The organism is Micromonospora sediminicola (genome assembly GCF_900089585.1).
Lineage (GTDB): Bacteria > Actinomycetota > Actinomycetes > Mycobacteriales > Micromonosporaceae > Micromonospora > Micromonospora sediminicola.
This window is the reverse complement of record NZ_FLRH01000003.1, coordinates 1,190,754-1,208,298: the sequence shown is the minus strand read 5'-3', so window position 1 is coordinate 1,208,298 and position 17,545 is coordinate 1,190,754. Positions and strand designations below refer to the sequence as shown.

Below are 17,545 nucleotides of genomic sequence, written 5' to 3'. Positions count from 1 at the left end.
CACCACGACAACGAGAAAAGCCCCGGCGCAGGGCGCACGGGGCGAGGGCCGGCGGCACAGGCACAGTCGGCGGACCGTGCGTGACACCGAGTTTCGCTTGCCGCCCTGCGCGGGTCGCCCGTCGTCGCGGGACCTTCGACCGTGCCCGGGCACGGTGACCAGCGGTCTTTGGGTGGAACTACCGCACCAGGTTACGCGACGCCTCGCGCAGCGCCAAATCGCCCCGTGTGCTCCCGGTCACCCACCCGGGTCAGGCCCGGGTGCGGCGACCCCAGGAGTAGCCGGCCAGCGCCACCACCGCCCAGAGCGCCGCCCACCCCGTGAGGAGCAGGCCGGCGCCGGGCGAGACCGGACCGGTCACCGCCCGCGCGGTGGCCATCACCGGCGGGACCAGCCACGGCGCCACCGAGTCGGAGAGGCCGAACACCACCACCCCGACCGCGCCCACCGCCAGCACCGCCACCCCGTAGCCCGCGCTGCGGGTGATCGCCCGGCTGGCCAGGGCGCCGAGCGCCACCGCGGCCGGCAGGGCGAGCAGGTGCGCCCAGAGCCCGAGGACCACCCCGACGAGGACTGACCGCTCCCCCGGCCCGGCGGCCGGCGTCACCCCGCCGAGCGGCCACGGCACCGCCAGCGCGACCACCACCACGGCGAGCCCGGCCAGGAACGCCGCGAGCAGGCCGGCGAGCCGCTCCCGGACCGGCCCGACCACCACCCGGGCCAGCCGGCGCTGCACGTCGGGCTCGACGTCCAGCAGGATCTTGGTCTGCCAGGCCAGCACCGGGAACAGCACCACCGCGGACACCCCGTAGGCCTCCGCCGGCCGGGCCCGACCGCCGCCGTGCAGGATCCCCAGCACGAGCAGGCCGGCCAGCACCGGCGCCAGCGCCCGCCCGGTCCGCACGAAGCCGGCCAGCCGCAGCCGGACCAGGGCGATCACCGGCCCACCTCCGAGGCCACCCCGGAACGATCGGCGCCGGCGACCGGGACCTCCAGGTTGTCGTCGGAGCCTGCGGCCGGCACCCCCAGCTCGGCACCGGAACCAGCGACCGGCACCCCCGGCTCGGCACCGGAACCGGCGACCGGCACCCCCGGCTCGGCGTCGGAGTCGGCGGCCGGAATTTCCGGCTCGGCACCGGAACCGGCGACCGGCCCCCTCGGGTCGGCGTCGGAGCCGGCGACCGGCACCTCCGGGTCGGCGTCGGAGTCGGCGGCCGGCGGATCGGTGGGGCCCGGCTCGGGGGCGAACGCCCGTTCGCCGGAGCCGTCGGCCTCCGCGGCCGGCTCCGGTGACCCGACGGTGGGCGGGGCCGCGTGCTCGCGTACCCGCAGGACCTGGTGGCCGTCGGCACGCAGCCGGGCGACGGCGGCGGCCAGCCCCGCGACCGGCACCGCCAGCTCGACCACCGCGACGGCCGGGCCATCGGACGGCACGGCCTCCGTCAGCGTGCCGGCGGTGACCGACCACTGCCGCGCGCCCGGCAGGCGGACCGTCTCCCCGCGGTGGTCGCTGACCAGCACCGCGCCACCGTCGGCCAGCACCTCGCCGATCATCTCGGGGACCAGCTGGCGGGCCGCCGCGTCCAGCCCCTCCCAGGGCTCGTCGAGCACCAGCAGGCCGGGCGGCCGCAGCAGCGCCTGCGCCAGGCCGACCTTCTGGGCGGTGCCCTTGGACAGCTGCGGCAGGCGCACGCCGTGGAACCGGCTCAGGCCCAGCCGCTCGACCCAGTGCCGCACCGCCCGGTCGGCGGCAGGCCCCGGGAGGCCGGCGACGCGACCCATCGCGGACAGGTAGGCCCCGACGGTGAACGGCTGGTCGGCGGGGAACCGCTCCGGCACCCAGCCGACGGTCGGCGGCCGGTCGGCCACCCGGCCCCGGGTCGGCCGCAGCACCCCGGCGGCGAGCTGGAGCAGCGTGGACTTGCCCGCGCCGTTGCGGCCGAGCACGACCGCGACCTCACCCGGACCGATCGCCACCTCGACCTGCCGCAGCACCCACGGGCCGTGCCGGTGGTAGCGGAGCCAGACGTCTTCGAGCCGCATCCGCCGAGCGTGCCACAGCGGACAGACCGACGGGGCCCCGCCACGGATGGTGGCGGGGCCCCGTCGGGCGGTACGCGTCGATCAGGCCTCGGAGGAGGCTTCCTGCAGGTTCTTCACGATCTTCGGGTCGACCGGGACGCCCGGGCCCATGGTGGTGGTGAGGGTGACCTTCTTGAGGAAGGTGCCCTTGGCGGCGGACGGCTTGGCGCGGAGCACCTCGTCCAGCACCGCGGCGTAGTTGTCCACCAGCTGGGCCTCCGAGAAGGAGGACTTGCCGATGATCAGGTGCAGGTTGGAGTGCTTGTCCACCCGGAAGGTGATCTTACCGCCCTTGATGTCCGCGACGGCCTTGGTGACGTCCATGGTCACGGTGCCCGTCTTCGGGTTCGGCATCAGGCCGCGCGGGCCCAGGATCCGCGCGATCCGGCCGATCTTGGCCATCTGGTCCGGCGTGGCGATCGCCGCGTCGAAGTCCAGCCAACCACCCTGGATGCGGGCGACCAGCTCGTCGGTGCCCACCTCGTCGGCACCCGCGGCGACGGCCTCCTCGGCCTTCGCGCCGGCGGCGAAGACGATCACGCGGGCGGTCTTACCGGTGCCGTGCGGCAGGTTGACCGTGCCGCGGACCATCTGGTCCGCCTTGCGGGGGTCGACGCCGAGGCGCATCGCGACCTCGACCGTGGCGTCGAACTTGACGTTGGTGGTCTCCTTGGCCAGCTTGACGGCCTCGGCGGGGGTGTAGAGCTTCGACCGGTCGATGACCTCGGCGGCCTTGCGGTAGCTCTTGCTGCGCTGCATTTCTGGTGACTCCTGTGGTCTCTGGCGGGCGCGCGGCGATCGCGGCCCTCCCACGAACAGAAAGATCGGGTGGAGCGGTGGAGCGAGATCAGTCGGCGACGGTCAGGCCCATCGACCGGGCGGTGCCGGCGATGATCTTCTCGGCCTGGTCGATGTCGTTGGCGTTGAGGTCCGCCATCTTCTTCTCGGCGATCTCGCGCAGCTGGGCGCGGGTCACCGAGCCGACCTTCTGCGTGTGCGGGACGCCCGAGCCCTTCTGCACGCCGGCGGCCTTGATCAGCAGCCGGGCGGCGGGCGGGGTCTTCAGCACGAAGGTGAAGGTGCGGTCCTCGTAGACGCTGATCTCGGCGGGGACGATGTCGCCCCGCTGGGACTCGGTCTGCGCGTTGTAGGACTTGCAGAACTCCATGATGTTCACGCCGTGCTGGCCGAGCGCGGGGCCGACCGGCGGCGCCGGGGTGGCCTGGCCCGCCGGCAGCTGAAGCGTGAACGTCTTGACGAGCTTCTTCTTCGGAGGCATGTCTCTTCCTGGGGCTTGGAACTGGGATTCTCCGCCGCCCGCGGGCGCGCACGGTCAGCGCGATGCGGAGGGCCGACGTTAAAGGGTAGCGCAAACCTCTACCGAGTTTTCGCCGAGGTGGGCGAGCCGGTGAGACGACACACCGGCGGCCACCCCGGGAGGGCGCGCCGCCGGTGCCGACGTACGTCAGATCTTGGCGACCTGGTTGAAGTTCAGCTCGACCGGCGTCTCCCGGCCGAAGATCGACACCAGCACCTTGAGCTTCTGCTGGTCAGCGTTGATCTCGCTGATCGTCGCCGGCAGCGACGCGAACGCGCCGTCGGTGACGGTGACCGAGTCGCCGACCTCGAAGTCGAGGACCTTGACCTCGGGCTTGGCCTTCTTCTGCTCGGTCTCGACCGCCGGGGCCAGCCACTTGAGCACCTCGTCGAGGCTCAGCGGCGCCGGCCGGTCGGCCCGGTCGGTCGCGCCGACGAAGCCGGTGACCCCCGGGGTGTTCCGGACGCAGGAGTAGGACTCGGCGGTCAGCTCCATCCGGACCAGGATGTAGCCCGGGAAAACCTTCGCCTGGACCTGCGACCGCTTGCCGTTCTTGACCTCGACCTCTTCCCGGGTCGGCACCTCGACCTGGTAGATGAAGTCCTCCATGTCGAGGGAGGTGATCCGGGTCTCGAGGTTGGTCTTGACCTTGTTCTCGTAGCCGGCGTACGAGTGCACCACGTACCAGTCGCCGGGCGCGTACCGCAGCTTCTGGCGCAGCTCGGCGACCGGGTCGAAGTCCTCGTCCGGGGCCGGCTCGGTGGTCGGGAACTCCGGCTCGCTGGCGGCCTCGACCGACTCGTTGTTGGCCGCCGTCGCCACCGCGGACTGCTCGTCCGGGGTCTCGGCGGTCTCGTCGTACTCAGGCACGCTCGCTCACTTCCGTCAGTATCGCTGTCCGCAGGTCAGCTGGGGTTGCCGAAGACCCACAGCACGGCCTTGGCGAAGCCGTAGTCCAGGCCGGCCACGATCGCCAGCATCACCGCCACGAAGGTGACCACCACGGCCGTGTAGGTCAGCAGCTCCTTGCGGGTCGGCCAGATGACCTTACGCAGCTCGGCCACAACCTCGCGGAAGAACCGGGCGATGCGGGCGAAGAGCCCGATCCGCTCGGTGTCCTTGCGGGTCTTGCGGCCCTCGGTCGGCTCGGCGTTGGCCCGCTTACGGGTGGCGGTGCCACCCCGGGAGACCGGCTCGTCCGCGTCGGTGGCGTCGTCGTCGGCCACGCCGTCGACGGTTGCGTCGTCCAGACGCTCGTCGCCGTCGTCCTCGCCGCGCCGCTTGCTCTCGGCCACTTCGCCCTCCGTGCGGGATATGGGGTCGCACGCCGGGCGGCGTGCGCGGCGTGTTGATCACACCGGCCGGACCAACCGTCCCGCGACGGGCCGCGGCCGGCGGACCGGCCAGGAGGGCCCCGAATGCCTCGGAACCACCCCACCGGTGCCACCACCACGGGCCGGACGCCGCCGGTGAGGCGGCGCGACCCACGGGAACGGTCAGGCCTGAGGCGCAGGGGTGACAGGACTTGAACCTGCAGCCTGCGGTTTTGGAGACCGCTGCTCTGCCAATTGAGCTACACCCCTGTGCGGCAACTCACCTCCGCCCGGGCACAAGGTGCTGAGCGGGGGTCACTTGCCCCACGGCGGACCAGTGTACGGGTAGTCGTGCGACTTTCCCAACCGGTCCACCCCTCGCGCGTCGGGCGAACCCTCAGCGCGTCGTCCGGACCAACGCCCTTGCCTGCGACAACACCTTCTCGCCCCGGCACGTCGCGGTGATGTCGAGCCTGGTCAGGCCGTCCTCGGTGACTTCCTTGACCACCGCGGCGACCTCGATCTCGGTGCCCTCGTCGGTGTCCGGCACGACCACCGGGCGGGTGAAGCGGACACCGAAGTCGACCACCGCGTCCGGCGAGCCGGCCCAGCCGGCGACCGCGCGGCCGACCAGGGCCATGGTGAACATGCCGTGGGCGATGACCCCGGGCAGGCCCACCCCGGTGGCGGTCCGGTCGCTCCAGTGGATCGGGTTGAAGTCCCCCGAGGCGCCCGCGTAGCGGACGAGGTCCGCCCGGGTCACCCGGTAGGTCTGGACGGGCAGTTCCATCCTCACGCCTCCCCGCGTACGACGATCTTGGACCAGACCGCGACCACCGGCTCGCCGGCGACGGTGCTCACGTCGGTGCGGGTGGTCAGGAAACCGTGCCCGCCCCGGTTGGTGATCTCCTCGATGGTGTTCGCGCACACCAGCTCGTCCCCGGCCACCACCGGTCGGGTGTACGCGAACCGCTGGTCGCCGTGGACCACCCGGCTGTAGTCGACGCCCAACGCCGGGTCCTCGACGATCTGCCGACTGGCGGCCATGGTCACGATCACCGGGAACGTCGGCGGCGCCACGAGGTCGGGGTGGCCCAGCGCCCGGGCCGCCTCCGGGTCGTGGTGCGCCGGGTCGGTCGCGCCGACGGCGGTGGCGAACTCGCGGATCTTTTCTCGGCCCACCTGATAGGGGGCGGTCGGCGGATAGGTCCGGCCGACGAAGGACGGGTCCAGGGACATGCCGCGAACCTACACGGAAAACACGAACGCCGATCCGTGCGGTCGGGCGGCCCGGGGGCCACCGACCGGGCGGATCGGCGTTCGAAAGCTGCTACGGGGCCGGCAGCGCCGGCCGCGGGTCAGCGGGTCTCGCGGTGGACGGTGTGCTTGCCGTCCCGGGGGCAGAACTTCTTCAGCTCGATGCGGTCCGGGTCGTTACGGCGGTTCTTGCGCGTGATGTAGTTGCGCTCCTTGCACTCCACACACGCCAAAGTGATCTTCGGCCGGACATCGGTCGCCTTCGCCACGGCGGAGTGCCTTCCTCGCTCACGGATAACGAACTACGGCGTGTCAGCGTACGCGCTGACGACGCAGACATGCAAAGTGGGCGCCTGTGGCGCCCATCCCACCGACCACCGGGGTCACCCGGAGGACGAGAGTAGCGGTGGCCGGACTTGAACCGGCGACACAGCGATTATGAGCCGCTTGCTCTGCCATCTGAGCTACACCGCCGTGGCGGGTCCAGCCGGACCCTCTGAGCCCCCTTACGGAATCGAACCGTAGACCTTCTCCTTACCATGGAGACGCTCTGCCGACTGAGCTAAGGGGGCCTACCCGATCACCCCGGGGGGTGTCGCGCAGAGGAAACAGTACACGACCGCGCCGCCGAGGTGAAATCGGATCCCCCCGTCGGGTGTCACCCCTGATCAGGGCACCACACGCAGGCGCGGCAGCTCCCCGGCGGCGACCGTCTCCGGATCGACCTGGGCGCCGAACCAGGTCTCCAGACGCTCGTACGGCAGGGGCCGGCTGAACAGGAAGCCCTGGCCGATCTCGCAGCCGATGTCCTGCAACAGCTCCAGGGTCAACTCGCTCTCCACCCCCTCGGCCACCACGGTCAGCCCGAACTGCTGGGAGAGCGTCACCACGGCGTTGACGATGGCCAGGTCGCTCGGATCGGTCGCCATCCCCTGCACGAACGACCGGTCCACCTTCACCTCGTGCACCGGCAGCCGGCGCAGCTGCGCCAGGGACGAGTTGCCGGTGCCGAAGTCGTCCACCGAGAGCCGGACCCCGAGGTCGCGCAGGCTCCGCAGGGTCGGGATGGGACGTTCGGTGCCGTCCAGCACCCCGGCCTCGGTGATCTCCAGGGTGAGCCGCTGCGGCGGGACGCCGTACTCCGCCAGCAGGTCGCGCACCAGCGCGGGGAAGTGCTGGTCGGTGAGCGTCCGAGCGGCCAGGTTGACCGAGACGGAGAGCGGCTGGTCGCCGTGGCTCCAGTCGCGGCTGCGGCGCAGGCTCTCCCGCAGCACGAACTCGGTGAGCCGGCCGAGCTGGCCGGTGTGCTCGGCCACCGAGACGAAGTCGTCCGGCGCGACCGTGCCGTGCGCCGGGTGCTCCCAGCGGGCCAGGCACTCGACCCCGACCAACCGACGGTCGCGCAGGGTGACCTTGGGCTGGAAGTAGACCTCCAGCGCGGCGTCGTCGAGCGCCCGGCGCAGGTCGCCGGCGAGGTCGAGCCGGCGCAGCGAACGGGACTCCAGCCCCGGACTGTAGAGCTGGACGCTGCCCGGCACCGCCTTCGCCGCCGTCGCCGCGAGGTCCACCCGTTGCAGCAGCGCCTGGGCGTCGCTGCCGTGCTCGGGGTGCACGGCCACCCCGACGGCGGTGTCCACGTCCAGGGTGAGCGCGTCGAACACCATCTCGTCGCGGATCTGCTCCCGCAGCTGACCGGCCAGCTCCAGCGCCGCCTCGGCGCTCTCCAACCGCAACGTCACCAGGAACTCGTCGCCGCCGGCGCGGCCGACCAGGGCCGACGAGGGCGCGCAGACGCGCAGCCGCTGGGCCACCTCGACCAGGACCTTGTCACCGGCCGCGTGGCCGAGCGACTCGTTGACCTGGCGCAGCCGGTCGACGTCGAAGAGCAGAAGCGCCACCACCTCGCCGGGAGCGGCGATCTTGACCGCCTCGGCCACCGCCGCGCTGATCCGGCGCCGGTTCGGCAGCTTGGTCAACGTGTCGTGGTCGGCGTCGTGCCGCAGGCGGTCGACCAGGCGGGAGTTCTCCAGCGCCACGGCGGCGTGCGCCGCGACCGTCTCGACGAGCGCGATGTCCGCCGAGGTGAAGTAGTTGCCGTCGCCGAGCCGGTTGGCCACCTCCAGGGTGCCGATCACCACCGGCCCGGAGCGCAGCGGCACCACCACGGCGTCCTTGACCCGCTGCTGCGTCAGCCGGGCCCGGAACTCGCCGTCGGTCGTCACCCCGTGCCCGACCGCCACCGTACGCCCGGTTTCCCGCACCTTGTCCCGCAGCGCCTGCGGGACGGGGGCCATGTCGAGCAGACCCGGGTCGTCGATGCGGGCGGTGAGCAGCGTCGCCGGATGCCGCCCCTGGGCCGGCAGCCAGAGGGTCGCGTACTCGGCCTGCATGAGGGCGCGGACCCGACCGATGAGGACGTCCGCCAGGGTGCCGCTCTGCCCGCTCTCCACCACCGCGCGGGTCAACTCGTAGAGATCGGTCAGGGTGCGGTGCTGCCGGAAGAACTGGGCGTAGGAGCGGTAGACCAGGGCGAATCCCGCGCCCAACGCGGCGAGCAGCAGCAGCGACCACCAACTGCTCCGCAGCAGGATCAGCATGATCAGGCCGACCGACACGTTGATCGCGGCCGTCAGCATCACCGTGCGGGTGCTGCGAAGCACGCCCCAGCCGGCCTGCCACCCGTGCAGCAGCACGTGCACCGCCGTCACGCTGGTCATGCTGACCAGCATGAACGTGCCCACCGCCGCGGAGATGCTCAGCCAGGTGCGGGGCCCGACCCCCTCCAACGGGGGAAAGGCCTGGAGGACCAGCACGGCGAGCGAGGTGCCGGCGGCCACCCGGGCGACGTTGAACCAGACCTTGGGCGCCGCGAAGCGGTGCCGCAGGTGCGTGATGAGAGACGCCAGGGTGTGGACCAGCACCACGGTCAGCGGCGGCAGGAAGAACAGCGCCAGCACGAGCGGAAGCTCGGCCAACGTGACGCCGACCGTCTGCCGCCGGACGACGAGGGTCAGCAACGGCAACCCCGCCACGACCATGAGTACGAGGAGAAGCACCGCCTGCGGCCATCGGCCGACAGGATGTTCCGCGACGAGGGCCGTCACCGTGGCGCAGGCGACGGCGACCAGCGCCATCGGCGCCGTGATGATCCACGCGTCCTCGGACGACCGGCGTCGTGGATGGTCGCGTCCGGTCATGCCGCTCCTTCGGGCTGGCGCCGCCCTGCTTCGTGTCCGTTGCGGGTCACAGGTAGGTCGGCGAGCGTCGAGGCACGCCCGGGCCCGACCGACGACGCCGACCGGCAGCCCCGGTCAGTTCCAGGTGATGTCCACGAGGACCGCGCCCCCGGTGCTGCCGTCGCCGACGAGACCAGCGGCGCCGCCCACGAAGGCAGCCAGGACGAAAAGTGAGCCAAGCAGTCGGCCAAACCTTCGACCAAACATGATTGCTCCTGTCGAGAGAGTTTCAGCGAAGGTGGAGGTTCCACGATGGTGCCACACGGGGGGCACGCGCAAAAGGCGTGGAGAACCGCCCCTGTCGCGGCAGACAGGGAAATCATCCGTTCGACTCCCGCGCCCGTCCCTCCGACCCAGCTCGGTGTCACGATCGGTTCCGGCGCTGCTACGGAAGACGCCACACAGCGCCTTCCCGACCAACCGCGCGTAAGACCGAATTCACTCACCACGCTTCATGATCATCTACTCTGACGACAGTGGGCCGCGGCCCGGGCGGTGACGGCGACCCCCGACCAGACTCCACCATCGTCGATGTCTGGGCAAGGGCCCACGCTGTCCGATTCGCGGACACCCGTCCCCATCCGGCCGGGGCGCCGGAGGTGACTGCGCACATGCCGGACGCGGCGGACCCGGGCGGACCCCACACACCCACGGATCCCGGCGTTTGGTGATGCCGGTCGGGCGCCCCCAAAACCTCGCGACATCTCCGGCCCGCCGACCGATCATGTGTCGGTGACCGACGACGAGGCCCTGGCCCACCTCCAGGGCACCGTCGCCTTCTGGCGCGTCGGCGCCGCGACCGCGACCGACGTCGTCGGGGCCGCCTGCGACTGCCTGGTGGCCGGCGTCGACACTCCCACCCTGCGGATCCTGGCCGGGGTCTCCCCGATGAAGGGCGACGAGGACGACGAGATGCTCCGGTGGCTGCCCGGCGCCCTCGCGGAGCTCTCCCTGACCCACTACGGCGACGACAGCCGGAAGGCCGAGGAGGAGGTCCTCCGCGTCATGGCGCGACGGCTGCTCGCCGGGGCGATCGCACCCCGCGACCTCACCTCGTGGGTCGACCGGTTCATCACCCGTGCGGGCACTCCCCTGGCCGGCGAACTCGTCGACCTCGAGAGCGCCTACGAGTACGTCGAGGCCGTCCACGAGGTGCACGAGCAGACCGACACCGGGACCGAGGAGCTGGACGCCGAGGTCGTCGCCGAAGCGCGCCGGCTGCTCGAGGAAGCATGACCGGCCGGAGGGCCAATGACAACGACCCCTGATCAGCATCTCTGCTGGTCAGGGGCCGCGTCTGCACCTGGTGGCGGGTAGAGGATTCGAACCTCTGTAGCTTTCGCGACGGATTTACAGTGCGCCAACCGCGACTCGCTGACCAGCAGAAACGGACATCAACCAGGGCAGAGTGACACGCATGCAACATGCGTGCGGGCTTCTGCAAGCCGCTCGGCACGCGCACAGCGGTCGCACAGGCGGGGACGCGGGAGCGGCGTCCATCTCCACCACCGCGTCGTCGCCATGGGGTGGGATGGACAACGCCATGTACGCCGCTCCCAACGCCCTTGCGCCGCTGCGAACTCCACGACTGGTACTCACTGAGCCTCAAGAACCCGCTTCAACCACGAAAGCAGGGCGCTAAGTACGTTCTGGTCCTTGACCTCGGCAAACAGGAGCGTGACCGCCGCAATAGCCAAAGAAGCTATTGCGGCCCAAAGAGCCACCCGGCTGATTTTGTAGGTGTCCGCCGACGCGCCGAGCGCCGCAACCGTCGATAATATATCGCGATAGTCGCGATCGGCCGTAATTAGTTTGTCGAACCACTTGTGCTGCCGCTCGCGAAGCTCGCTGGTCATACTAGTTGCCTCGAAGCGTTCACGCCCCAGTGCCTGATCCTCCTGACTGATCCAGGGAGCCTGGTCGACAATAAACTCTATATCATGGGCCTCTCGCCAGTTGCGCTTCCAGAACTCCTGAACGTCCCGAGCTACGCTCGTCAGGTCTAGACTGAGCGTCAGAAGGCTCCGCCGCAAGTAATTCAGGCGACTCGCCTTAAAAGTGTGATGTCGCGCCCGCGCACTGTCGCGCAATTTCGCGTACTCCGACTCAGCGATCTCCAAAAAGCCAGAAATGGCAAGGATCACCGAAAAGCTACGGATACGATCGTCAGCAACGTGCGCAATAGCATGGTCAACATCATTGCCGCGCCCCTCTAGGTATCCAGGGATTGCGGCTAGAACTTTGCGATTCCCCCAGAGGCCCCATGTTCGCTTCCCCTCAAGCGCTCGGCACAGCTCGCCGTCAACGGGCGAAAGAAGAATTCCGGGAAGATCTGATGAGGTGGTGTGGAGAAGATCACCAGTAAAGCCAATCGCCCTTAGCGCATCGGCAAGCTCTCGGTCTACACGCTCCCCCTTGGTCGGGTCGAACTCGTTCATGAGGAGTAGATCGAGCAAAGGTTGAGGTTCGCTGTAGGACGAGAAGTAGCCGGGGCAGCGCTCCGCCATCCACCTGCGGGCAGCGTCATGCAAAGCGCGACGCGCTTTCTGCGTGAGCCTGAACGACGCCCATTGGCGATCCTCAGCCCTCGGCAGGCCCTTGCCGAAAGCGAGCCTCGGTTCATGCTTCTCGTGCCACACGCGGTCGAGACGACGAGCAGCGGTGTCAGTCAACCGGAAGAAGGCTACAACCGCCGTCAAGCCTGCGCCAATTTGGACGGCTTTTAACTGCACAGTTTCGAAAGCTTCTGGCAAATCCTCTCTAGTCGAATCTGCAAGCCAGATCTTGCTGCCCTTCTGAGCAATGTCCGCCAAACGCCACCAAGACCACCCCTTACCCGATCGAGAAAGCTCCAGGTATCGCCGGTTATCTCGGCCGTCGTAGATCCACCGGCGATGTCGGTCCCAATCGCCCTTCCGAATGGCCTGATCAAGCGAAGAGAATTGGCTCGGAGGGAAGAGCTCAACGACCCAGATGCCGGGCATGTGGACGTGCTCTTGAGGAGGAACTCGGACATTATGCAGGGGATCGTCGAGGTCCCACTTTTTATTACGCTCATGATCATTGAAGACTGCGAGGTAGGTCGAAAGATAGGCCAGACGCTCCCGGAGCTTTTGCGGGCGGACCACCCTTCGCATCCGCGAGGAAAGAAGCCAACTTACAACTCGGTACGGCAAGTCGTACCAACGGCGACCTTCGCCAATATCCGCGACTCTGCGATAGTTGTCCTGGAAGCGTTCCGGCGAGAACTTGACACCCTGCTTTTCTTGTCCAGAAGACGACAGCTTATCGCCGCTTTCTTCTGCATCCTCGGATGGTTCATCGCTGACTGGCGCACCCTTTGACGATTCGTCTGACATCGTTAAATCTCCGCTAGCGTGGACCGATAGCGAGAGCGTACCAAGTCCGCGAAAGTAATTTGGTGACCGACATTTGAGCCGAAGCATCGATAGGGGATTTAGGGCGCCACGTTCCTACGTCTATCAGGTCTGCACGCCCCAACGATCGATCAACACTGCGGCTATCTCGCCCATGCTGGTGACCACCGCGTCCGCCCCGGCGAGCCGGAAGGCGTCGACCTTCGCCGGTCGATTCGCGTAGCCGACCACCACGACGCCGGCGGCCCGCGCTCCCTCGATGTCGGAGAGCGAGTCACCGATCAACACGCACTGGGCTGGCAGCTCACCGAGGGAGCGCACGGCTTGCAGGATCGGTTCCGGGTTGGGCTTCATGCGGCGGCCGATGAGGTGGACCGGCGGGCGGTGGTCAACCCCGATCAAGCTTGGGCGTTACTCGCCGAGGTAGGGCGGACCGTGCCCGAGCTGGAAGCGTTCTTCGGATGCATGTACTACGGCGCGCTGCGGCCCGAAGAAGTCCTCCACCTGCGCGAAGACGAGTACGAGCGGCCCGCCCAGTGTGGGGGGTGGGCCGTGCTGCACCTGACCGGCTCGACGGTGGCCGTGGGCCGAGACTGGGGCGATGGTGACGACACCGCCGAGGACCGAGGGCTCAAGCACCGGGCAAAGGCAGCAACCCGGGATGTACCCGTGCCACCGCCGCTCGTGCGGCTACTCGATCGCCACATCAAGGAGTACCCGCCGGGATCGAACGGCAAGCTGTTCGTTACCCGACGCGGCCCCGGGGGTCGGTACGTGCCGACCGCCGGCCAGCCGATCCCGAACAACACCTACGGCCAACACCTACGGCAAGGCGTGGCGCGACGCGCGGGCAAAGGTGCTCACTCCGGCCCAGCAGCGCTCAGCGCTGGCCAGGCGTCCGTACGACCTACGGCACGCCGCCGTGTCACTCTGGCTCAACGCTGGGGTCCGGCTACCCAGGTCGCCGAATGGGCCAGACACAGCGTGCACGTCCTCATGCGGGTTTACGCGAAGTGTGTCTACGGCCAGGAGGAAGCTGCCCGCCGCCGGATAGAGGCGGCCCTTGGCGAGCGAGGCACCCAAACTGTGTCCTAGATCACTCGCCACCAACGGCGGGTCACGCAGGGTGCAGGGACCCGTCGTTTATACACTGCCGCGATGCAGCGGAGCGTTATCGCATCGCGGCAGAACCCCTTCAAGCCTTTTCCCGGACGCAAAACGCCCAAGTTGGACGACTTTTCGTTACGATCCGTAGCTGAAAACCCGGGTTTACAGCACTCTCCGTACTTGCCACTCGGCCGGCGACACGCTGCAATCAAGAGCGCGAGCGGGGAGCTGCAAGACCAACGACACAAAGCGGCACCCGGCTGGACCCCGGATGCCGCTCGCTCTCCGCACCGGAATGCCCCTGCTGAGCTTTCAGGACAAGGAGAACAGGTGCCGAAGGTAGCAAGGCCGGTGATGGGAAACAACGGGCAGCGTCACCGGGGCAAGAAGACGCACAGCGACCGGGCCGAGTGGATGAGGGCACTCGCGGGCACACTCACCGCCGTCGCCACAGTGATTGCAGCCATGACGGGACTCCTGCGGCTGTTCCTTTAGCTGACTGACGGCGACACGCATACGACACAGCCAGCGAGATTGAGCGGGCTGGAGCGAGACCGAGCGAGACTCACGAAAGAGGCCCTTGACCAGCGTTCTCGCTGGTCAAGGGCCTCTTTCTGCACCTGGTGGCGGGTAGAGGATTCGAACCTCTGTAGCTTTCGCGACGGATTTACAGTCCGCTCCCATTGGCCGCTCGGGCAACCCGCCAGGGCACCCCACCGCGTCGCAACGCGGCGGCGGAAGCAAGGATAGCGGTTGCCCCCGGCTCCGTCGCAAGCGGGTACCGTCAGGGGGTCCCGGGCTGGTCAGCGCGGGACGGAACAGGACACACCGCCGGACAGCAGGAGCAGAAGCATGGCAGCGAACCCGTCGTTCGACATCGTGAGCAAGGTCGACCGCCAGGAGGTCGACAACGCCCTCCGCCAGGCGGAGAAGGAGCTCGCGACGCGGTTCGACTTCCGCGGCACCGGCGCCGAGATCTCCTGGTCGGGCGAGGAGGCGATCGGCCTCCAGGCGGAGACCGAGGAGCGCGTCCGGGCGGCGCTGGAGGTCTTCAAGGAGAAGCTGGTCAAGCGGAACATCTCGCTGAAGTCGCTGGACGCCGGCGACCCCCGGCCGTCGGGCAAGATCTTCAAGATCGACGCCAAGGTGATCCAGGGCATCGAGTCGGACAAGGCCAAGGCGATCAGCAAGAAGATCCGCGACGAGGGTCCGAAGGGCGTCCAGGCGCAGATCCAGGGCGACCAGCTCCGGGTCACCGGCAAGAAGAAGGACGACCTCCAGGCCGTCATCACGCTGCTCAAGGGCGAGGACTTCGGGGTCGCGCTCCAGTTCACCAACTACCGGTAGTCGCGCCCGCCGGCCGCCCGCACGGCGGCCGGCCTTCTGCCCTCGGGCAACTTCCTTGGGGTACGCGCCCCTGATGCGGTCGGCTGGGCACCATGCGACCGACGATGCTGCTCCCCTACCGGCCGGTGTTCGCCCAACCGGTGCTCCGCCGGCTGCTGCCCGGGCTCGCCGTGTCCGCGCTCGGCGACGGGCTGGCCCTGGTCGCGATCACCTGGTTGGCGCTGCACCTCGCGCCGGTCGACCAGCGGGGCACCTGGACGGCGTTCGCGGTGGCCGCGTACACGCTGCCGGGAGCGGCCGGCACGGTGCTGTTCGGCCGGCTGCTGGGCGGACGCGGCGGCGCGCAGCTCGCTGGCTGGGACGCGACGGTCCGCGCGGTCGCGCTGGGGGCGATCCCGGTCGCCCACCTCGCCGGGGTGTTGGACGTCGGGCTCTACGTGGCCCTGCTCGCGGTGTCGTCGCTGCTGCACCCGTGGGGGGCGGCCGGACAGTTCACGCTGGTGGCCGAGTTGCTGCCGCAGCGGCACCACCTGGCCGCCAACGCGCTGCTCGGTCTCTTCGGGCAGGCGGCCACGGTGGTCGGTCCGCCGCTGGCCGGTCTTCTCATCGTCCAGGTCGGCCCGGTGTGGGTGCTCGCGGTCGACGCCGCCAGCTTCGCCGTGCTGGCGGTGAGCTACCGCCTCGCCGTTCCGGCGCGTGAGCGGCGCGCCGGGCGGGCGGCGGGGGACGGTCCGTCGCGTACCTCGGGGTTCCGGATCATCGGGCGGGACCGGTCGTTGCTCGGCCTGCTGTCGCTGACCGTCGGCTTCTTCTTCCTCTTCGGACCGTTCTACGTCGCCATGCCGGTGCTGGTCAGCGAGGACCCGCACGCCTCCGCCGCGACGCTCGGCGCCTACTACACCGCGTTCGGGGTCGGCTCGCTGCTCGGCGGCCTGGTCACCGGCCACCTGCGCGGGTGGCCGCTGCGGCCGACGCTCGTCGGCGTGGTGGTGGCGTTCGGCGCCGCGTTGCTGCCGCTCGGGCTGGGTGCGCCGTTCGCCCTGGCGCTGCCGGCCTTCGCCCTGGCCGGCCTGGCCTGGGCGCCCTACCGGCCGACCTCCACCGCGCTGGTCCAGAGCCGTGCCGACGCCGGGGACCTGCCCCGCGTGCTGGCGGCCAACGGGGCGGTCACCGTGCTGGCGGTCCCGCTGGGGACCATGCTCGGCGGCCCGCTGACCGCCGCGCTCGGCGCGCGGCCCACGCTGCTGGCCTGCGCCACGGCGATCCTCGCGCTGGGTGTGGTCACGGCCGGGTTCCTCGCCCGCCCCGGGCCGGCGCGGCGCTCCCGGAGGAGGGCCGGGCCGCCGACGGAGGACCGCCGCGGCCACCCCCACCGCGACCGGGAGGAACCGTCGGCCGGCGAGGCGGACCGGGTACGGCCGGGAGTGCCCTGATCCCGGTGCAACCGCCGGACCCGCCGCGGGGTGTCGTGTGGTGAGAGCGGACACGGGGAGGTCGGTATGGACGGGTCCGAGGAATTCGACGCCTTCTACACCGCGACCGCCCGGCGGGTCGTGCACCACGTCTACGCCCTCTGCGGTGACCTGGCCGAGGCCCAGGACGTGACGCAGGAGGCGTACGCGCGGGCCTGGCAGCGCTGGTCGACCGTCGGGGCGTACGAGGATCCGGAGGGCTGGGTGCGGATGGTGGCCTGGCGGCTGACCGCCAACCGCTGGCGTGGCCTGCGGCGCTGGTTCGCTGCCCGGGCCCGGTTGGGCGGGGACGCCCCGGTGCCCGGTCCGGGCCCGGACCGGGTCGCGGTGCTGGCGGCGCTGCGCCGGCTGCCGGACGCGCAGCGGCTGGTCGTCGTCCTGCACCACCTGCACGACCTGCCCGTGGCGGAGATCGCCCGGAGCACCGGCATGCCGGTGGGGACGGTCAAGTCGCACCTGTCCCGGGCGCGCGCCGCGCTCGCCGTTCTGCTCACCGACGAGAAGGAGGAGATCGATGTCGGCACGCATCGGTGACGCCCTGCGGGCGTTGGAGCACGACGTGGCCGGGCTGCGGCTGAGCCCGTCGGCGGAGGTACGGGCCCGGGGTCGGGCACGCAGCCGGCGACGGGCGACGGTCCTGGCCGGGGTGGCGACGGTGGCGGTGGCCGGTGGCGCGGCGACCCTGCCGGCGCTGCTCGGGCCGGCGGCGTCGCCGGCGCCGGTCGGCGGCGGCGCGGGCGCGGCGTCCGCGACGCCGTCGGCCCGCTGTCACGCCGACCGGCCGGTGCGGCTGGACGTCGTGTTCCGGCCGGGCGCGGGTGATCCCCAGCTCGGGGAGGTGAGCTACCGGATCTCGCAGGCGCGGGGGGACGTCGGGCTGCGCTGCGGCGGCCTGACCGTCGCGTCCCGGCCGGACCCCACCGGACGGGTCGTCACCTCGGTTCTGCTGGCAGACGGTGAGGACCCGACGCCGATCCGGGACGCGGTGGCGGGGCTGCCCGGGGTGGAGCGGGTGGTGGTGACCGGCGACCGGTGA

At 70.2% G+C, this 17,545-nt stretch carries 17 protein-coding genes, 4 tRNA genes and 1 pseudogene; 6 read left to right on the top strand and 16 right to left on the bottom strand.

The window, feature by feature from the left end; all coding sequences use genetic code 11:
• Positions 1-250: 250 nt before the first annotated feature.
• From GA0070622_RS06305 to GA0070622_RS06245, 13 genes are all read right to left on the bottom strand, one after another.
• A complete protein-coding gene (locus tag GA0070622_RS06305) occupies positions 251-940 on the bottom strand; it encodes a hypothetical protein (RefSeq protein ID WP_091570026.1) in 690 nt (229 codons plus the stop codon).
• Positions 937-2,043, bottom strand: coding sequence for an ATP-binding cassette domain-containing protein (locus GA0070622_RS06300; RefSeq protein ID WP_245666132.1), 1,107 nt, complete (start codon positions 2,041-2,043; stop codon positions 937-939). Before GA0070622_RS06300 ends, GA0070622_RS06305 begins: the two co-directional genes overlap by 4 nt.
• Before the next feature lie 81 nt (positions 2,044-2,124).
• Entirely contained in the window at positions 2,125-2,841 is a 717-nt protein-coding gene (rplA, locus tag GA0070622_RS06295) for a 50S ribosomal protein L1 (protein ID WP_091570020.1), read from the bottom strand.
• 88 nt (positions 2,842-2,929) lie between these two features.
• Entirely contained in the window at positions 2,930-3,361 is a 432-nt protein-coding gene (rplK, locus tag GA0070622_RS06290; protein ID WP_091570017.1) for a 50S ribosomal protein L11, read from the bottom strand.
• Positions 3,362-3,547: 186 nt separating this feature from the next.
• Positions 3,548-4,270, bottom strand: a complete 723-nt coding sequence (nusG, locus tag GA0070622_RS06285; RefSeq protein WP_091570014.1) for a transcription termination/antitermination protein NusG — start codon at positions 4,268-4,270, stop codon at positions 3,548-3,550.
• A gap of 35 nt (positions 4,271-4,305) precedes the next feature.
• Positions 4,306-4,695 (bottom strand): preprotein translocase subunit SecE, encoded by a 390-nt coding sequence (gene secE, locus GA0070622_RS06280; RefSeq protein ID WP_091570011.1) that lies wholly within the window; start codon positions 4,693-4,695, stop codon positions 4,306-4,308.
• Between the two features lie 215 nt (positions 4,696-4,910).
• Positions 4,911-4,983: transfer RNA gene (locus GA0070622_RS06275), tRNA-Trp, on the bottom strand.
• A gap of 127 nt (positions 4,984-5,110) precedes the next feature.
• On the bottom strand, positions 5,111-5,503 hold the full coding sequence (locus GA0070622_RS06270) for a MaoC family dehydratase (protein ID WP_091570006.1): 393 nt from the start codon (positions 5,501-5,503) through the stop codon (positions 5,111-5,113).
• A 2-nt stretch (positions 5,504-5,505) separates the two neighbouring features.
• Complete coding sequence (locus tag GA0070622_RS06265; RefSeq protein WP_091569995.1) at positions 5,506-5,952, bottom strand: MaoC family dehydratase N-terminal domain-containing protein; 447 nt, start codon at positions 5,950-5,952, stop codon at positions 5,506-5,508.
• Positions 5,953-6,071: 119 nt separating this feature from the next.
• Positions 6,072-6,239, bottom strand: a complete 168-nt coding sequence (gene rpmG, locus GA0070622_RS06260) for a 50S ribosomal protein L33 (RefSeq protein WP_013288652.1) — start codon at positions 6,237-6,239, stop codon at positions 6,072-6,074.
• A 132-nt stretch (positions 6,240-6,371) separates the two neighbouring features.
• Positions 6,372-6,444: transfer RNA gene (locus tag GA0070622_RS06255), tRNA-Met, on the bottom strand.
• A 25-nt stretch (positions 6,445-6,469) separates the two neighbouring features.
• Positions 6,470-6,542: transfer RNA gene (locus GA0070622_RS06250), tRNA-Thr, on the bottom strand.
• Between the two features lie 96 nt (positions 6,543-6,638).
• Positions 6,639-9,167, bottom strand: coding sequence for a putative bifunctional diguanylate cyclase/phosphodiesterase (locus GA0070622_RS06245; protein ID WP_091569989.1), 2,529 nt, complete (start codon positions 9,165-9,167; stop codon positions 6,639-6,641).
• A gap of 771 nt (positions 9,168-9,938) precedes the next feature.
• Here GA0070622_RS06245 and GA0070622_RS06240 point away from each other — a divergent pair.
• Positions 9,939-10,442 (top strand): hypothetical protein, encoded by a 504-nt coding sequence (locus GA0070622_RS06240; protein WP_141684536.1) that lies wholly within the window; start codon positions 9,939-9,941, stop codon positions 10,440-10,442.
• 359 nt (positions 10,443-10,801) lie between these two features.
• Here GA0070622_RS06240 and GA0070622_RS31950 read toward each other — a convergent pair whose 3' ends face one another.
• Both GA0070622_RS31950 and GA0070622_RS06225 read right to left on the bottom strand, forming a co-directional pair.
• Positions 10,802-12,565: a hypothetical protein gene (locus GA0070622_RS31950; RefSeq protein WP_141684535.1), complete on the bottom strand. Its 1,764-nt coding sequence runs from the start codon at positions 12,563-12,565 to the stop codon at positions 10,802-10,804.
• A gap of 123 nt (positions 12,566-12,688) precedes the next feature.
• Positions 12,689-12,940: pseudogene (locus GA0070622_RS06225) on the bottom strand (HAD family hydrolase); the annotation flags it as partial.
• On the opposite strand from GA0070622_RS06225, the gene GA0070622_RS32985 reads away from it, so the two are divergent.
• Positions 12,908-13,678 (top strand): site-specific integrase, encoded by a 771-nt coding sequence (locus tag GA0070622_RS32985; RefSeq protein WP_245666652.1) that lies wholly within the window; start codon positions 12,908-12,910, stop codon positions 13,676-13,678. The pseudogene GA0070622_RS06225 and the gene GA0070622_RS32985 sit on opposite strands and share 33 nt — an antisense overlap.
• Positions 13,679-14,311: 633 nt before the next feature.
• Here the strand turns inward: GA0070622_RS32985 and GA0070622_RS06215 are convergent.
• Positions 14,312-14,395: transfer RNA gene (locus GA0070622_RS06215), tRNA-Tyr, on the bottom strand.
• Positions 14,396-14,542: 147 nt separating this feature from the next.
• On the opposite strand from GA0070622_RS06215, the gene GA0070622_RS06210 reads away from it, so the two are divergent.
• The 4 genes from GA0070622_RS06210 to GA0070622_RS06195 all read left to right on the top strand — a co-directional run bounded on the left by GA0070622_RS06210 (position 14,543) and on the right by GA0070622_RS06195 (position 17,545).
• A complete protein-coding gene (locus tag GA0070622_RS06210; protein ID WP_091569971.1) occupies positions 14,543-15,037 on the top strand; it encodes a YajQ family cyclic di-GMP-binding protein in 495 nt (164 codons plus the stop codon).
• 92 nt (positions 15,038-15,129) lie between these two features.
• Positions 15,130-16,470: an MFS transporter gene (locus GA0070622_RS06205; protein WP_091569967.1), complete on the top strand. Its 1,341-nt coding sequence runs from the start codon at positions 15,130-15,132 to the stop codon at positions 16,468-16,470.
• Positions 16,471-16,536: 66 nt separating this feature from the next.
• Positions 16,537-17,043, top strand: a complete 507-nt coding sequence (locus GA0070622_RS06200) for a SigE family RNA polymerase sigma factor (RefSeq protein ID WP_091569961.1) — start codon at positions 16,537-16,539, stop codon at positions 17,041-17,043.
• A complete protein-coding gene (locus GA0070622_RS06195) occupies positions 17,024-17,545 on the top strand; it encodes a hypothetical protein (protein ID WP_091569957.1) in 522 nt (173 codons plus the stop codon). Before GA0070622_RS06200 ends, GA0070622_RS06195 begins: the two co-directional genes overlap by 20 nt.

Excerpts from the sequence above, each read along its gene's own strand:
- GA0070622_RS06300 (WP_245666132.1), bottom strand. The coding sequence starts at position 2,043 with ATGCGGCTCGAAGACGTCTGGCTCCGCTACCACCGGCACGGCCCGTGG.
- rplA (WP_091570020.1), bottom strand. The coding sequence starts at position 2,841 with ATGCAGCGCAGCAAGAGCTACCGCAAGGCCGCCGAGGTCATCGACCGG.
- rplK (WP_091570017.1), bottom strand. The coding sequence starts at position 3,361 with ATGCCTCCGAAGAAGAAGCTCGTCAAGACGTTCACGCTTCAGCTGCCG.
- GA0070622_RS06270 (WP_091570006.1), bottom strand. The coding sequence starts at position 5,503 with ATGGAACTGCCCGTCCAGACCTACCGGGTGACCCGGGCGGACCTCGTC.
- GA0070622_RS06265 (WP_091569995.1), bottom strand. The coding sequence starts at position 5,952 with ATGTCCCTGGACCCGTCCTTCGTCGGCCGGACCTATCCGCCGACCGCC.
- GA0070622_RS06245 (WP_091569989.1), bottom strand. The coding sequence starts at position 9,167 with ATGACCGGACGCGACCATCCACGACGCCGGTCGTCCGAGGACGCGTGG.
- GA0070622_RS31950 (WP_141684535.1), bottom strand. The coding sequence starts at position 12,565 with ATGTCAGACGAATCGTCAAAGGGTGCGCCAGTCAGCGATGAACCATCC.
- GA0070622_RS06210 (WP_091569971.1), top strand. The coding sequence starts at position 14,543 with ATGGCAGCGAACCCGTCGTTCGACATCGTGAGCAAGGTCGACCGCCAG.
- GA0070622_RS06205 (WP_091569967.1), top strand. The coding sequence starts at position 15,130 with ATGCGACCGACGATGCTGCTCCCCTACCGGCCGGTGTTCGCCCAACCG.
- GA0070622_RS06200 (WP_091569961.1), top strand. The coding sequence starts at position 16,537 with ATGGACGGGTCCGAGGAATTCGACGCCTTCTACACCGCGACCGCCCGG.
- GA0070622_RS06195 (WP_091569957.1), top strand. The coding sequence starts at position 17,024 with ATGTCGGCACGCATCGGTGACGCCCTGCGGGCGTTGGAGCACGACGTG.